11 protein-coding genes are annotated in these 15,201 nt (G+C 72.3%); 3 read left to right on the top strand and 8 right to left on the bottom strand.

Annotated features, from left to right (window positions below; genetic code table 11):
- Nucleotides 1-154 precede the first annotated feature (154 nt).
- Nucleotides 155-955, top strand: a complete 801-nt coding sequence (locus AB0I52_RS07985) for an RDD family protein (RefSeq protein WP_363070052.1) — start codon at nucleotides 155-157, stop codon at nucleotides 953-955.
- 112 nt (nucleotides 956-1,067) lie between these two features.
- Here the strand turns inward: AB0I52_RS07985 and purH are convergent, their stop codons facing one another.
- Complete coding sequence (gene purH / locus AB0I52_RS07980; RefSeq protein ID WP_363070050.1) at nucleotides 1,068-2,621, bottom strand: bifunctional phosphoribosylaminoimidazolecarboxamide formyltransferase/IMP cyclohydrolase; 1,554 nt, start codon at nucleotides 2,619-2,621, stop codon at nucleotides 1,068-1,070.
- Nucleotides 2,608-3,264 carry a phosphoribosylglycinamide formyltransferase gene (purN, locus tag AB0I52_RS07975; protein ID WP_363070048.1) on the bottom strand — a complete coding sequence of 219 codons (657 nt, stop codon included), beginning with the start codon at nucleotides 3,262-3,264 and terminating at the stop codon, nucleotides 2,608-2,610. Before purN ends, purH begins: the two co-directional genes overlap by 14 nt.
- 367 nt (nucleotides 3,265-3,631) lie before the next feature.
- Between purN and AB0I52_RS07970 the strand changes: the two genes are divergently transcribed.
- Nucleotides 3,632-4,633, top strand: coding sequence for a hypothetical protein (locus AB0I52_RS07970; RefSeq protein ID WP_363070046.1), 1,002 nt, complete (start codon nucleotides 3,632-3,634; stop codon nucleotides 4,631-4,633).
- On the opposite strand, the gene AB0I52_RS07965 is transcribed toward AB0I52_RS07970, so the two are convergent.
- Complete coding sequence (locus tag AB0I52_RS07965) at nucleotides 4,623-6,374, bottom strand: DUF6350 family protein (protein WP_363070191.1); 1,752 nt, start codon at nucleotides 6,372-6,374, stop codon at nucleotides 4,623-4,625. The genes AB0I52_RS07970 and AB0I52_RS07965 overlap by 11 nt on opposite strands.
- A 125-nt stretch (nucleotides 6,375-6,499) precedes the next feature.
- Here AB0I52_RS07965 and AB0I52_RS07960 point away from each other — a divergent pair, with 125 nt between their 5' ends.
- A complete protein-coding gene (locus tag AB0I52_RS07960; RefSeq protein WP_363070044.1) occupies nucleotides 6,500-7,822 on the top strand; it encodes a helix-turn-helix domain-containing protein in 1,323 nt (440 codons plus the stop codon).
- Between the two features lie 118 nt (nucleotides 7,823-7,940).
- On the opposite strand, the gene sucD is transcribed toward AB0I52_RS07960, so the two are convergent.
- From sucD to AB0I52_RS07935, 5 genes are all read right to left on the bottom strand, one after another.
- A complete protein-coding gene (gene sucD / locus AB0I52_RS07955) occupies nucleotides 7,941-8,825 on the bottom strand; it encodes a succinate--CoA ligase subunit alpha (RefSeq protein ID WP_363070042.1) in 885 nt (294 codons plus the stop codon).
- A 21-nt stretch (nucleotides 8,826-8,846) separates the two neighbouring features.
- Complete coding sequence (sucC, locus tag AB0I52_RS07950; protein WP_363070040.1) at nucleotides 8,847-10,028, bottom strand: ADP-forming succinate--CoA ligase subunit beta; 1,182 nt, start codon at nucleotides 10,026-10,028, stop codon at nucleotides 8,847-8,849.
- A 262-nt stretch (nucleotides 10,029-10,290) separates the two neighbouring features.
- Complete coding sequence (locus AB0I52_RS07945) at nucleotides 10,291-11,601, bottom strand: VWA domain-containing protein (protein WP_363070038.1); 1,311 nt, start codon at nucleotides 11,599-11,601, stop codon at nucleotides 10,291-10,293.
- Nucleotides 11,598-14,003, bottom strand: coding sequence for a DUF5682 family protein (locus AB0I52_RS07940; RefSeq protein WP_363070036.1), 2,406 nt, complete (start codon nucleotides 14,001-14,003; stop codon nucleotides 11,598-11,600). The genes AB0I52_RS07945 and AB0I52_RS07940 overlap by 4 nt, the downstream gene beginning before the upstream one ends.
- Complete coding sequence (locus tag AB0I52_RS07935; protein ID WP_363070034.1) at nucleotides 14,000-15,112, bottom strand: AAA family ATPase; 1,113 nt, start codon at nucleotides 15,110-15,112, stop codon at nucleotides 14,000-14,002. The genes AB0I52_RS07940 and AB0I52_RS07935 overlap by 4 nt, the downstream gene beginning before the upstream one ends.
- Nucleotides 15,113-15,201 lie beyond the last annotated feature (89 nt).

The raw sequence follows: 15,201 nt of genomic DNA, 5'->3' as shown, positions 1-15,201 counted from the left end.
CAACTTCTCGCACCGCGGCTAGACAAACTTACATCCCGCTTATAACGATGAAGGCCGCAGTGCCGCAGAAGTACCCGGGGGGCGGACCGCTGATGTTTTCTTTCCTCCGTGCGGCCGCATTCGTCCCCGTATGTCCGTTGGAGGAAACACCCAGATGAGCTTCGGCGACCCGAACCCGAACAACCCTTACGGCAAGCAGCCCGGCCAGCAGCCCGGTCAGCCGCCGCAGGGCCAGCCGCCGCAGGGCCAGCCGGGATACGGCTACCCGCAGCAGGCTCCGCAGGGCGTTCCGCCGCAGGGACAGCCCGGATACGGCTACCCGCAGCAGCAGCCCGGCGTCCCGCCGCAGGGCCAGCCCGGATACGGCTACCCGCCCCAGCAGCCGGGCGGCACCCTCCAGGCCAACAACGGCTACATCAACGTCCCGGGCCTCGGCACCGTCGAACTCGCCACGATGGGGCGCCGCCTGGGCGCGCGTGCGCTGGACGGCGTCGCGTACGGCATCCTCTACGCAATCTTCTCGGCAATCGGCATCGCGGGCCTGGTGGGCGCCTCGAAGACCGTCGACGACTGCAGCAGCACCGCGTACGGCACCGCAGCCCACACCCAGTGCGTCAACGACGCGGCCTCGGCCAGCGTCGGCATCCTCGCGGGCTTCTTCGGCTTCGTCGCCGTGTTCGCGCTGATAGCACTGCTCTACGAGTGGCTGATGGTCTCCATCTGGGGCGCCACGCTCGGCAAGATGGTCCTCAACGTCAAGGTCATCAAGGAGAGCACCGGCCAGGCTCCCGGCCTGGGTGCGGGCTTCATCCGCTGGATCATCCCGATGGTCGGCTCGCTCTTCTGCGGTCTCGGTACGCTGCTGGTCTACCTCTCCCCCTTCTTCGACAACTCGGGCAAGCTCCAGGGCTGGCACGACCGCGCCGCCGCCACGATCGTCGTCAAGACGAAGTGAGCACGCTGAAGGTCTGACCACCCTCACCACCCGCGAAGGCCGCCGACTCCCCGTACGTTCCGGGGAATCGGCGGCCTTCAGTGCTACCCGGGCCACCCGGGTGCGGCTCGGGTCAGTGGAAGAAGTGCCGGGTGCCGGTGAAGTACATCGTCACGCCCGCCTTCTTCGCGGCCTCGACCACCAGCTCGTCCCGGACCGAACCGCCCGGCTGGGCCACGGCCTTGATACCGGCCGCGGTCAGGATCTCCAGCCCGTCGGGGAACGGGAAGAAGGCGTCGGAGGCCGCGTAGGCGCCCCGCGCCCGCTCCTCGCCCGCCCGCTCGACGGCGAGCTTCGCGGAGTCGACGCGGTTGACCTGACCCATGCCGACGCCGACCGAGGCGCCGTCCCTGGCGAGCAGGATCGCGTTGGACTTGACCGCGCGGCACGCCTTCCAGGCGAAGGAGAGCTCCGCCAGCTCATCGGCGGTCAGCGCCTCGCCGGTGGCGAGCGTCCAGTTGGCCGGGTCGTCGCCGTCCGCCTGGAGGCGGTCGGTGACCTGGAGCAGCGCACCGCCGTCGATCGGCTTGACCTCGACCTCGGCCGAAGGAGCCTCGGGGCAGCGCAGCACGCGGATGTTCTTCTTGCGGGACAGCACCTCGACCGCGCCGTCCTCGTACGCCGGGGCGACGATGACCTCGGTGAAGATCTCCGCGACCTGCTCGGCCATGGCGACGGTCACCGGACGGTTGACGGCGATGACACCGCCGTACGCCGACAGCGGGTCGCAGGCGTGCGCGTTGCGGTGCGCCTCGGCGACGTCGTCGGCGATCGCGATGCCGCACGGGTTGGCGTGCTTGATGATCGCTACGCACGGCTCGGCGTGGTCGTACGCGGCCCGGCGCGCGGCGTCGGTGTCCGTGTAGTTGTTGTACGACATCTCCTTGCCGTGCAGCTGCTCGGCACCGGCCAGGCCGCCGGCGCCGGAGGTGTAGAGCGCGGCGGGCTGGTGCGGGTTCTCGCCGTAGCGCAGGACGTTCTGGCGCTCGTACGTCGTACCGAAGAAGTCGGGGAAGCCCGAGTCGTCGGCGGCGGCGTAGTCGGCGGCGAACCAGGAGGCGACGGCCACGTCGTACGCGGCGGTGTGCTGGAAGGCCTCGGCGGCGAGCCGCTTGCGGGCGGTCAGGTCGAAGCCGCCGGCCTTGACCGCGGTGAGCACGTCGGCGTACCGCTCGGGGCTGGTGACGACGGCCACCGACGGGTGGTTCTTGGCGGCGGCGCGGACCATCGAGGGGCCGCCGATGTCGATCTGCTCCACGCACTCGTCGGCCGAGGCGCCGGAAGCGACGGTCTCCTTGAACGGGTAGAGGTTGACGACCACCAGGTCGAACGGCTCCACGCCCAGCTCGGCGAGCTGCTCGCGGTGGGCGTCGAGGCGGAGGTCGGCCAGGATGCCGGCGTGGACGCGGGGGTGCAGCGTCTTGACGCGGCCGTCGAGGCACTCGGGGAAGCCGGTGAGCTCCTCGACCTTGGTGACCGGCACTCCGGCGGCCGCGATCCTCCCGGCGGTGGAGCCGGTGGAGACCAGCTCGACACCGGCCTCGTGCAGACCGCGGGCGAGGTCTTCGAGCCCGGTCTTGTCATAGACACTGACCAGGGCGCGGCGGATGGGCTTATTCACCGACATGATCGAGATGAACCTTTCGTCCCTCAATGCGATAGCCGTTACGGGCGAGCCGCCCCACGGCCTCGACGAGCAGCTTGCGCTCGACTTCCTTGATGCGTTCGTGGAGAGCCGCTTCGCCCTCCGGGGTGTCCTCCTCGGTCACCTCGACCACGCCCTGCGCGATGATCGGACCGGTGTCGACGCCGTCGTCGACGAAGTGGACGGTGCACCCGGTGACCTTCACGCCGTACGCGAGCGCGTCACGCACGCCGTGGGCACCGGGAAAGCTGGGGAGCAGGGCGGGGTGGGTGTTGATGAACCGGCCGCCGAACCCGGCGAGGAACCCGTTGCCCACGATCTTCATGAACCCCGCGGACACGACGAGGTCCGGGCGGTGCGCGGCGGTGGCCGCGGCGAGCGCGGCATCCCACTGCGCGCGTGACGCGTGGTCCTTGACCCGGCACACGAACGTGGGGATTCCGGCCCGTACGGCCCGCTCCAGACCGGCGATGCCGTCGCGGTCCGCACCGACCGCGACGACCTGTGCGCCGTACCCCTCGGGGTCGTCACCGATCGCGTCGAGCAGGGCTTGGAGGTTCGTACCGGAACCGGAGACCAGCACGACCAGTCGGGCCGGGGCGGCGGAGGAGAGCGGGGAGGCCACGGCTGGGCCCTTTCTCGCGTGTGGAGCGGTTCGGAGCGGCCGCACCGCCTGCCGCATTGCGGGAGGTGTGGCACGGCGGCCCTGCTGTTTGTACGGTCGTACGAAAGAAGCACGCCCCCCAATACGGGGAACTCTACGAACGAGTCGACCGTCAGCAACGATACCGGCACCTCGCGAGGCCCCTGCCTGACGGGGGTGAGGGGCCGGTGGCGCTCCGGTTCGGGCGGGAGCGGGCGCTCCGGGCGGCGGCTGTGGGCCATCGCGCGTGCACGCCCAGCTTTCGGCCCCTCCTCGCCGGGAGGTAGCGTCAGGTGACAGCGAACCGTCCACAGGGCGGAAATGACGAGATGGGGAAGACGTTCACCATATGCCGGACCGACGCCGCCGCACCGCCTTCCGCCACCCGCTGCCCGAGCGGGCCTCACTGCTGATGCGGGAGCGCCAGTCCCCCACGCCGGGCTCCTCTCCCTCTTCTTCCACTCCCTCTTCTTCCTCTTCCTCGTCTCCCTCCTTCCCGCCGTCTGGGTCCTCCGGGTCCCAGGGGGCCGGTCCTGAGAACGACAACCCCTTCGCGCCGCCGCCGGAGAACCGCCCCGACCAGCCGTGGCAGCCGCGCCAACCGGTCAACGGCGGTACCAACGGCAACGGCGGGAACAGCGGGGACGGCGGGGACGCGCCCGAGGGCGGCTCCCCCGACAACCGGCCCGTCTGGGGCAGCCAGTGGAGCAGCCACCAGCCCGGACGCCAGAGCGGCGACTTCGGCGGGCGGCCCACCGGACCCGCCGGGCCGAACGGACAGGGTGGCGGCCGGGGCGGCCCGGAGGGCAAGCCCGGTATGCGCTGGGACCCGACCGACCCCGTCCAGCGCCGGGCGCGTTACTCACTGCTCGCCGGCATGTGGGCCTTCTTCTTCGCGATCTTCGATCTCCCGGAGATCGCCCTGCTGCTGGGGGCGCTCGCGACCTACTGGTCCATCAGCGCACTCCGGGCCAAGCCGAAGGAACCGTCAACGACAGGCGGGACAGCGGCCGGCTCGTCCTCGGACGCGGACGCCGGCGCGCATGCCGATGCCCAGGGGCAGGGCACCGGGCCCGGTATCGCCGCCGGCCCGGCCCCTGCTCCGGGATCCGCGGCAGCACCGGGCGCCACCGTCGCTCAGCGTGGCAGCCGGCAGCAGACGACCGCCGCGGTCAGCGGCCTCGTGACGGCGCTGATCGCTCTGTCGATCGTCGCGGCGTCGTTCACGATGCAGCTGGTCTACCGGGACTACTACACCTGCGTGAACGACGCCCTCACCAAGTCGGGCCAGATGGCCTGCAACGATCTGCTGCCGAAGCAGCTGGAACCCATCTTCGGCGTCAAGAAGTAGCGTCCGGCGGGTGGACCGGTCCGGCATCCGCCGGCCGGTCCGCCCATTCACCGGGCGCCTTCGCGTGCCAGGGATCGGTCGGCAGGAAGTCGTACAGCTCGCCGCCCTCGACGTCCGGGTCGCCCAGGCCGGCACCGGTGATCCCGGTGATCCCGGTGATCCCGGTGGAGCCGCCCGGTCCGGGTTCGGACGGGGACGTGGGCAGGGACGCGGATGCGGATGCGGGCACGTGCGCAGGTGCGGGCACGGATGCCGGACCGTGGCCGGGGGCGGGGGCGGGGTCCGCCCCTGCCTTCGCCCCGTCCTTCGCCCCGTCCGGTTCCGGTTCCGGTTCCGCCTTTCGGCTGCCCCACCGCGGCCACCGCCTGCGGCCGGTGGGCATGGCCGCCTCTGCTGTCGCTCCTGTCGCTTCGGCCCCTTCCGCCGCTTCCGCCGTGTTCGCTCCAGTCGGTGTCTCGGCCGCCGGCTGCTCGGGTGCGGTACGTCCACGCAGTCGCCAGGCCCGCAGCAGCAGCGCCAACGGGACACCGAGCGCGGCCGTCCACGCGAGAGCCGCCGCCCCCGTGAGCCACCACACGGGGCCGAACTCCGCCAGCGCCCGGGTCCCGAGCGCCCCCCCGGCGGCCGCCGCCAGCAGCGCGGCGCCGACCCCGCACCCCAGCGCGCCCAGCGCGGCGGTGAACGCGGTCTCCCGCAGGCTCCACGCCTCCTCGCGCACCCCGTTGGCGGGCGCCGCCCGTCGTACGGTGAACCAGGCGACCGTCAGCGCCGCCGCGACCGGGACCGCCGCGGTCACCCAGTTCAGCGGCGACCCCGCGCCCTCGGCCGGCAGCGCGGCCAGCAGCGGGAAGTCCGGCACCGCCGGGCGGCCCGCGAAGGCGACCGGGCCGACCGTGGACGCAGTACCGAGCGCGAACCCCGGCCCGAGCCCGTACGCGGCGCCCCACACCGCCGCGTTCGGCACCAGGAACAGCGCCAGGAACAGCACCGCGAACCGCCCGGCCCAGTCGTCGGAGAGCCGCAGGAACGAGTCCTGGACCGGATCCGCGTGCCACACCAGCGCCGCCGCGACCACGAGCGCACCACCACCCAGCAGGACCATCACCCCGGCCGCCGCGGACCGGCCCACCACCTCCGCCCGCCGGACGAACCTGGAGCGCGCCATCGCCTCGTGCAGCCGCACCGGCGCCCAGGAGGGCGGCGGTCCGAGCGGGCGCCCGGAGGCCGTCCACACCCCGGCCGCCGCCGCGCCCGCCACCACAAGGACCGACGGGAACAGCAGGGACAGCGGCTCGGCGGACAGCGAGGCGCCCCGCGCGTAGAGCGCGACAGGCGCCCCGACCAGCAGATATCCGCCCGTCACCAGGGCGAACGCACCCGCGGGCGAGGGGGCCGCGCGTCCCTCGCCGGGCTCCAGCACATCCCTGGCCGCGCGGTGCACCAGCCAGACCGGCAGGGCGGCGAACAGGAGCGGGACGACCCCGACGGGGGCCGGGGTCCCCGTCAGGGTGTCGGTTCTGATCAGTTCGGCGCCATGGGCCAGCAGCCACAGGCCGGCGGCCGTGTGGACGGCCTCGCCGGGACCGCTGTCGGAGGCCGGGGAACTGATCCACAGCACCATGACGAGTGCGGCGACAGAGCCCAGTCCGAGCCCTGCGGCAAGCGCCCCGCGCAGCAGCGCCGAGGCCAGTACGGCGGGCCGTCCTGGCTCTGCAGACAACGACGGGCTGCGTTCGGTCACTTGGGTCACAGCGCAATGCTCCCAACGACACGCGCTTAATCCATGTAACGGGCGAATGACCGCTGTGTCGCTCAATATACGTTTATGTACTTTTTCACCCAGCGCAGGCCGGGCGGAGAGCCCTCATGACACAGAGCACGACCGGCACGGCAGCCGCCTACCCGCTCCCGTCGCCCAAGGAGCGTCGCAGGCTGCGGGAGGCGAAGTCACTGAGTGAGGAGCAGGTCGCAGCGGCCGTGGGGGTCACCCGGGCCACGGTCCGGGCCTGGGAGACGGGCCGCACCAGTCCGCGCGGGCGCAAGCGCGAGGCGTACGCCAGGCTCATCGGAACGGGTGACGCGCCGTCCACGCCGCCCGCCGACGAGGTCAAGCCGGCCGTCCCGGACACGTGGTCGAAGGATGCCGGTGGCGGTTCCGGTGCCGGTGCCGGTGGTGGCGGTGGCGGTGGTGGCGGTGGTGGTGGCGGTGGCGGTGGCGGTGCCAGGACTGAGGCTGAGGCCGTTGACGTGCCTGAGGCTCCTGAGCCCGCCGAGCTCCTCAAGACCCCTGAGGTTCCGGGGGTCCTTGAGGTCTCTGAGGTCCCAGAGGTCTCCGGGACCGGGGCCGAGACCGATGCGGCCGGGGCCGCGCTCTCGCCCGCCGAGGCGTTCGACGCCCTGTACCGGCACACCGCCGCCGCGCTGTTCCGCCAGACCTACCTGCTGACCGGCCGCCGCGCCCTCTCCCGCGAGGCCGTCCGCAAGGCCTTCGACCTCGCCTGGCAGCGCTGGCCGGAGGTGGCCGTGGACCGGGACCCGGTGGGGTGGGTACGGGCGGCCGCCCACGAACACGCCATGTCGCCGTGGCACCGGCTGCGCCGCGAACACCGGCGCCCCGATCCGCCGCCCGAGGCGCCAGGCCCCCGTGCGCTGCTCGACGCGCTGCTGGCCCTGCCGCCCTCGTACCGTCGCACGCTGTTGCTCCACGACGGGGTCGGGCTGGGGCTGCCGGAGACCGCGGCGGAGACGGAGGCGAGCACCCCGGCGGCGGCCGGCCGGCTGATGACCGCGCGTGCGGCCGTCGGCGAGAAGGTGCCCGAGCTCGCGGCGCCCTCGACACCGGCCGAGCAGTCCGCGCTGCTGCACGAGCACCTCGGGGCGCTCGCCCTCGCCCAGCCCGCGTCCTCGCTGCCGGTCCCGGAGCTGATCCGTAACGGCAGCGAGCGCAAGGCGCAGCTCTGGGCGCGGGCGGCTGTCGCGTTCACCGTGCTGCTGATCGGCCTGACGCTGATCACCCTGGCCACGGCCCCGAGGAAGTACGAGACACCCCAGTCGCCCGCGCAGAGGGTCGGCGGGGTGCCGCCGCTCGGCGGTCCGCAGAAGCTCACGCCGCAGGACAAGAAGCTCCAGAAGAAGCTCGGCGGCGAACTCGTGCACGGTCCGGCCCGGCTGGTTCCCGGAGTGGGCTGAGCCCGGGGCGTTGAGCGCAGAAGCGGGCCCGTACCCCCGGTCGGGGGTACGGGCCCGCTTCTCTGCCTGCGGTGACGCGAACCTGCGGTGGTGCTCCGACGCGGTGAGGCGTCAGGCGTCAGGCGCCGAGGATCTCGCGCGCCAGCTTGGCGGTCTCGGTCGGCGTCTTGCCGACCTTGACGCCGGCGGCCTCAAGGGCCTCCTTCTTCGCCTGCGCGGTGCCGGAGGAACCGGAGACGATGGCGCCGGCGTGGCCCATGGTCTTGCCCTCGGGGGCGGTGAAGCCCGCGACGTAACCGACGACCGGCTTGGTGACGTTCTTCGAGATGAAGTCCGCCGCACGCTCCTCGGCGTCGCCGCCGATCTCGCCGATCATGACGATGAGGTCGGTCTCGGGGTCGGCCTCGAACGCCGCGAGGGCGTCGATGTGCGTCGTGCCGATGACCGGGTCGCCACCGATGCCGACGGCGGACGAGAAGCCGATGTCACGGAGCTCGTACATCATCTGGTAGGTCAGCGTGCCCGACTTCGACACGAGACCGATGCGGCCGGGCTTGGTGATGTCGCCCGGGATGATGCCGGCGTTGGACTGGCCGGGGGTGATCAGGCCGGGGCAGTTCGGACCGATGATCCGGGTCTTGTTGCCCTTCGCGCCGGCGTACGCCCAGAAGGCGGCCGAGTCGTGAACGGCGATGCCCTCGGTGATCACGACGGCGAGGGGGATCTCGGCGTCGATCGCCTCGATGACGGCGGCCTTCGAGAAGGCCGGCGGCACGAAGAGGACGGACACGTTCGCGCCGGTCTTCTCCATCGCTTCCTTGACGGAACCGAAGACCGGGATCTCGCTGCCGTCGAAGTCGACGGAGGTGCCGGCCTTGCGCGGGTTCACGCCGCCGACGATGTTGGTGCCGTCGGCGAGCATGAGCTTGGTGTGCTTCATGCCCGTCGCGCCGGTCATCCCCTGGACGATGACCTTGCTGTCCTTGGTGAGGAAGATAGCCATGGTGGTCTGAGTCCCTCTTCCTTACTTCGCAGCCGCGGCGAGCTCGGCGGCCTTGTCGGCCGCGCCGTCCATGGTGTCCACGCGCTGGACCAGCGGGTGGTTGGCGTCGGAAAGGATCTTGCGACCCAGCTCCGCGTTGTTGCCGTCGAGGCGCACGACGAGCGGCTTGGTGACCGCTTCGCCCTTGGACTTGAGCAGCTCAAGCGCCTGGACGATGCCGTTGGCGACCTCGTCGCAGGCGGTGATGCCGCCGAAGACGTTGACGAAGACGGACTTGACGTCCGGGTCGCCGAGGATGATCTCAAGGCCGTTCGCCATGACCTCTGCGGAGGCGCCGCCACCGATGTCGAGGAAGTTGGCGGGCTTCACGTTGCCGTGGTTCTCACCGGCGTACGCGACGACGTCCAGGGTCGACATGACCAGACCGGCACCGTTACCGATGATGCCGACCTCGCCGTCGAGCTTGACGTAGTTGAGGTTCTTGGCCTTGGCAGCAGCCTCGAGCGGGTTGGCTGCGTCCTTGTCCTCGAGCGCCTCGTGGCCGGGCTGACGGAAGTCGGCGTTCTCGTCGAGAGACACCTTTCCGTCCAGGGCCAGGATGCGACCGTCCTTGGTCTTCACCAGCGGGTTGACCTCGACGAGGAGGGCGTCCTCGGCGACGAAGGTGTCCCACAGGGTCACCAGGGCCTCGGCGACACCCTCGGCCACGTCGGCCGGGAACTTCGCCTGGGCCACGATCTCGCGGGCCTTGACGATGTCGACCCCGTCGACGGCGTTGACCGGGACCTTCGCGAGGGCCTCGGGGGACTTCTCCGCGACCTCCTCGATGTCCATGCCGCCCTGCACCGAGGCCATGGCCAGGAAGGTGCGGTTGGTCCGGTCGAGGAGGTACGAGACGTAGTACTCCGCCTCGATCTCCGGGGACAGCTCGGCGATCATCACCTTGTGGACCGTGTGGCCCTTGATGTCCATGCCGAGGATGTCGGTCGCGCGAGCGACCGCCTCGTCGGGGTTGGCGGCCAGCTTGACGCCACCGGCCTTGCCGCGGCCACCGACCTTCACCTGTGCCTTGACGACCGACTTGCCGCCCAGCCGCTCGGTCGCCTCGCGGGCTGCCTCAGGCGTGTCGATCACTTCACCGGCCAGCACCGGTACACCGTGCTTGGCGAAGAGGTCCCTCGCCTGGTACTCGAACAGGTCCACGCGCGTCCGTCCCTTATCAAATGGTCTCGCGGTTGGTTTTCTGCGTGGGCGTGCCGCGAGGGGCAACGTGACTGCTCTGTCACAAGGAAGGCGCACACGGTGACCGAATACGCGGCATGTCCATCTCGCAGGTTATCCCCGTGCCCCGCAGGACCCTAAATCACAGATGACACCTGGGCGGTGATTACGGTCACAGATCGCCCTGGTAGCCGGGTCGCAGTGGACAAATCGGCGCGGGCACGACGGCCCGGACGACGGCCTGTCACCCATGGGCCTCCCTGTCCGGCACGGGCAGCGGCCGCTTCTCGATCGCCGCGGCCATCACCTCCGGAAAGAGGTCCGGCGTGCACGCGAAGGCCGGGGCGCCCAGCGCGGAGAGCGCCGTCGCGTGGTCGCGGTCGTAGGCGGGTGCGCCCTCGTCGGAGAGGGCGAGCAGGGTCACGAACTGCACTCCGGACGCCTTCATCGCGGCGACCCGCTTCAGCATCTCGTTGCGGATGCCGCCCTCGTACAGATCGCTGATGAGCACGACGACGGTGTCTGCGGGACGGGTGATCCTGGACTGGCAGTAGGCGAGCGCCCGGTTGATGTCGGTGCCGCCGCCGAGCTGGGTGCCGAAGAGCACGTCCACCGGGTCGTCGAGCTGGTCGGTGAGGTCGACGACCGCCGTGTCGAAGACGACGAGTCTGGTCCGCAGGGCGCGCATGGAGGCGAGCACGGCGCCGAAGACCGAGGCGTACACCACGGAGGCCGCCATCGAACCCGACTGGTCGATGCAGAGGATGACGTCCTTCTTCACGGACTGCGCCGCGCGCCCGTAGCCGATGAGCCGCTCCGGCACGATCGTGCCGGCCCCGTCCCCGGCCCCGTCCTCGCCGGGGAGGGTCAGATAGTTCTTGAGGTTGGCCCGGATGGTCCGGTTCCAGTCGATGTCGTGGTGACGCGGCCGGCTGACCTTCGCCGAGCGGTCCAGCGCACCCGTGAGCGCCGCCCGGGTGCGGGTGGTGAGCCGGCTCTCCAGCTTCTCGACGACCTTGCGCACGACGGCTCTCGCGGTCTCCTTCGTCGTCTCCGGCATGACCTTGTTGAGCGAGAGCAGGGTGCCGACGAGGTGGACGTCCGCCTCGACGGCCTCCAGCATCTCCGGTTCGAGCAGGAGCGCGGAGAGGCCGAGCCGGTCGATGGCGTCGCGCTGCATGATCTGGACGACGGAGCTGGGGAAGTACGTACGGATGTCCCCGAGCCAGCGGGCCACGGAGGGCGCGGAGGCGCCGAGTCCGGCCGAGCGGCGGCTGCCGCCCCGGCCGCCGGGCTGTCTGCCGCCGCCCTCGTACAGCGCGGTCAGCGCGCCGTCCATCGCGGCGTCGCGTCCGGTGAGGGTGTGGCCCGTGCTCTGCGCGCCGTCCGCGCCCAGCACCAGGCGCCAGCGCCGCAGCCGTTCACCGTTGTCCGCGCCGTGCACCCGAGCGGTCTCGTCCGTCCCGGCCGGCTTGTCCGACCCGGCCGGCTTGTCCGACCCGGCCGGCTTGTCCGTCACCGTCCCCGTCGAGTTGTCGGGCCCGTCCGTCGTCATCCCGTTGCCCCCAGCGGTTCCTCGGTGTTGTCGTGTCTCAGCGTGTCCGTGTCCGTGTCCGTGTCCGTGACCGTGTGCGTGTCCAGGCCCAGCAGCAGACGCAGTACCGGCAGCACCGCGTCCGCCCGCGGCCCGTCGAGTACGGGGCCGAATCCGGGTGCCGTCGCCCCGCCGCCCGGTATCCCGCCCGTGCCCGCGGCCGTTCTCCCGGCGGCCGGGCCGCGCCGGACGAGTTCGCCCAGCGTGCGCCGGACGCCGGACTCGTACGCCGAGAAGGTGCGGCGCAGCAGCGGCAGCACGTCGGTGAAGGTGTCCGGGGAGACCCCGGTCAGCCAGGAGTCGACCAGGGCGAGCAGCCTCTCGTCGTGGACCAGGAGCATTCCGCCGCCGGCCGCCCCGCCGACGAAGCCCTCGATCCACGCGGCGGCGTCGGCGGGCGGTGTGCCGGGCGACAGGGCCAGGCCCATCAGCCGGGCCGCGTCGTCCTGTTCGAGGTGGCCGTCGTCGAGGAGCAGCCGGGCGGCGCGGCCCCGGATGACGCCTGCGACCGTGTCCCGGGCGGCGAGCTTGTGCAGCACCGCTCTCCAGCGTTCGCGCAGCCCGTCCGCGGTCTCCGGTACGGCGCCGGCGAGCAGGCCGATCGCCGTGTGGACGCCGTCCACCTGGCGGCACAGCGTGGCGGCCCCGTCGGCGTCGAGTCCGGTGCAGGCGGGGGGCAGTCCGACGCAGATCCGCTCCGCGAGCCCGGCCGCGACTTCTCCGAGCGCCGCGGTGTCCGTGGACCGGACGTCCCCGTAGCGCAGCGTCCGGGCCAGGGACGGCAGGGCGTCGGCGAGGTGGCCGACGTCCGTGTCGAGGGCGGCGCGGTCGGCGAGCACGCGCATCACGACGGGCAGCGCCTCGGGCAGTTCGGCCAGCAGGCACCGTTCCGCGAGGGCGGTGACCTCGGCGAGGGTGGTCGCCGCCAGGGCGTCCGACTCGGCGCGGGCGGTCGCGGCGGAGAGCACGGTGGTGCCCCATACGCCCGCCTCCGCGACGCGCACGTACAACTCCGGTTCCCAGCGCAGCCGCCAGCTCTCCCGGAACGTGCCGGTGCTCCCCCGGCCCTCGGCGGGTTCGCCCCAGCCGACGCCGAGGATGCGCAGCCGGTGCAGCAGCCGGCTGCGGGCGGCGTCGGTGTCCTTGCGGAGGTCGAGCTCCATGTCCCGCTCGGACGCCTCAGGTTTGAGCCGCAGGGTGCGCTGCCGGCGGGTGAGGTCGCGCTGGAGCGGCACGGCGGGGGCGGTGTCCGGTACCTCTCCGAGTGTCCCGCCGACGGTCAGCCGGTCCCGGACGAGGGCCAGCGGTACGTCGGAGCCCTCGCACATCACGGCCCGGACGGCGTCGGTCGCCTCGCTCAGGCCGGCGAGTGGCCGGCCTCGCATGGCGGCGAGGGTCGCGGCGAGCCGGACGGCCTCGATGACATGGGCCGAGGAGACGAACCGGTCCTCGTCGCGCAGGAGTCCGGCGACCTTGGTCATCCACCGTTCGAGCGGGCGGTCCGGGGAAGCGAAGAGGTGCGCGTACCAGCCGGGTGAGTCGATCCCGGCCCCGTATCCGCTGTGCCGGGCGAGCCGCTGGTGGGTCCAGGGCACCCAGGTCAGCTCGGCCCTGACCTTGGGCAGCCCCTTGAGGAGTGCCCGGTCGGCGGCGAGTGTGGTCCTCGCTCCGAGCGCGGGCACGTGCCAGGCGCCGCAGACGACGGCGATGTCGTCACCGAACTCTTTGCGCGCCGTGCGCAACCGGATCCGCATGTACGCCTCGCGGACCGCGTCCCTGGGGTGGCCGCCGTCCCCGTACACCTCGCGCAACGCGGTCATCGCCTCGCCCAGCGCGGCGAAGGCCGCCAGCGGGTCGCCGGGGCCGCCGTCGTGGGCGCGGTGTTCGACGACGTCCTCCCACCAGCGCTCGGGGTCGTCGTAGCCCGCGGTCTCGGCGAGCACCCCGATGGGGTCGACCGGGACGGGCGCGGGTTCCGCCTCCCCGGCCTGTTCCGCCGGGCCCCGGCGCTCCTCTTCCTCCGCCATGGCCAGCGAGTGGGCGGCGGGGAGGTCGATGAAGCGGACCGGGACGCCGTGCGCGAGGGCCCAGCGGATCGCGACCCACTCGGGCGAGAACTCCGCGAGCGGCCAGAACGCGGCCCGTCCGGGATCGTCCACCGCGTGGGCGAGCAGTGCGACGGGCGGCCGCATCCGCTCGTCGGCGGCGAGCGGCAGCAGCGCGTCGCCCTCGGGCGGGCCCTCGATGAGCACCGCCCGCGGACGGGCGGCCTCCAGCGCGGCGCCGACGGCACGGGCCGAGCCGGGGCCGTGGTGGCGCACCCCCAGCAGCAGCGGCCCGCCGGGGGGCGGGGCGCCGGTCATGCGGAGGCCTCACGGCAGGCGCGGTAGAAGTCCTTCCAGCCGTCCCGCTCGCGCACCACGGTCTCCAGATACTCCTGCCAGACCACCCGGTCGGCGGCCGGGTCCCGGACGACCGCGCCGAGGATGCCGGCCGCGACGTCCCCCGCGCGCAGCACGCCGTCGCCGAAGTGGGCGGCGAGTGCGAGGCCGTTGGTGACGACGGAGATGGCCTCGGCCGTGGACAGCGTGCCCGAGGGCGACTTGAGCTTGGTGCGGCCGTCGGTGGTGACCCCGTCGCGCAGTTCACGGAAGACGGTGACCACGCGGCGGATCTCCGCGAGGCCGTCGGGCGCGGGAGGCAGGTCGAGCGAGCGGCCGACCTGGTCGACGCGCCGGGAGACGATGTCGACCTCCGCCTCGGGGGTGGCCGGCAGCGGCAGGACCACCGTGTTGAACCGGCGGCGCAGCGCGCTGGACAGCTCGTTGACCCCGCGGTCGCGGTTGTTGGCCGTGGCGATGACGTTGAATCCGCGGACCGCCTGGACCTCCTGGCCCAGTTCGGGCAGCGGCAGGGTCTTCTCGGACAGGATGGTGATCAGTGAGTCCTGCACATCGGCGGGGATGCGGGTGAGCTCCTCGATCCGCGCGGTCATGCCCTCGGACATGGCGCGCATCAGCGGGCTGGGCACCAGCGCGGCGCGGCTGGGGCCGTGCGCGAGCAGTTCGGCGTAGTTCCACCCGTAGCGGACCGCCTCTTCGGGTGTGCCCGCCGTGCCCTGGACCAGGAGGGTCGAGTCGCCGCTGACGGCGGCCGCGAGGTGTTCGGACACCCAGGTCTTGGCGGTGCCGGGGACGCCGAGGAGCAGCAGCGCCCGGTCGGTGGCGAGTGTGGTGACGGCGACCTCCACGAGGCGTCGCGGGCCCACGTACTTGGGTGTGATCACGGTGCCGTCGGACAGGGTGCCACCGAGCAGGTACGTGGCGACGGCCCAGGGCGACAGCCGCCAACGGGCGGGCCGCGGGCGGTCGTCGGCGGACGCGAGCGCCTTCAGCTCGTCGGCGAAGGCGTCCTCGGCGTGCGGGCGCAGCGCCTCGGCGCCCACGGCTGCGGTGGTTTCGGACACGGTCATGGATCCCCCTCCAGATCGGTCGACCCGATGTGGTTCCCACGGTGCACCATGGCACTGACAATCGGCTTTCCCGCAGGTCGGAGCCGTTG

It is taken from the genome of Streptomyces sp. NPDC050423 (assembly GCF_040655445.1).
In the GTDB taxonomy this organism is placed as follows: domain Bacteria; phylum Actinomycetota; class Actinomycetes; order Streptomycetales; family Streptomycetaceae; genus Streptomyces.
The sequence above is the reverse complement of the archived record's forward strand: the minus strand, read 5'-3'. Positions and strand labels throughout refer to the sequence as shown.

Coding starts and splice junctions, on each gene's coding strand:
- AB0I52_RS07970 (WP_363070046.1), top strand. CDS start 3,632: ATGCCGGACCGACGCCGCCGCACCGCCTTCCGCCACCCGCTGCCCGAG.
- AB0I52_RS07940 (WP_363070036.1), bottom strand. CDS start 14,003: ATGACCGGCGCCCCGCCCCCCGGCGGGCCGCTGCTGCTGGGGGTGCGC.
- AB0I52_RS07935 (WP_363070034.1), bottom strand. CDS start 15,112: ATGACCGTGTCCGAAACCACCGCAGCCGTGGGCGCCGAGGCGCTGCGC.
- AB0I52_RS07985 (WP_363070052.1), top strand. CDS start 155: ATGAGCTTCGGCGACCCGAACCCGAACAACCCTTACGGCAAGCAGCCC.
- purH (WP_363070050.1), bottom strand. CDS start 2,621: ATGTCGGTGAATAAGCCCATCCGCCGCGCCCTGGTCAGTGTCTATGAC.
- sucD (WP_363070042.1), bottom strand. CDS start 8,825: ATGGCTATCTTCCTCACCAAGGACAGCAAGGTCATCGTCCAGGGGATG.
- AB0I52_RS07945 (WP_363070038.1), bottom strand. CDS start 11,601: ATGACGACGGACGGGCCCGACAACTCGACGGGGACGGTGACGGACAAG.
- AB0I52_RS07960 (WP_363070044.1), top strand. CDS start 6,500: ATGACACAGAGCACGACCGGCACGGCAGCCGCCTACCCGCTCCCGTCG.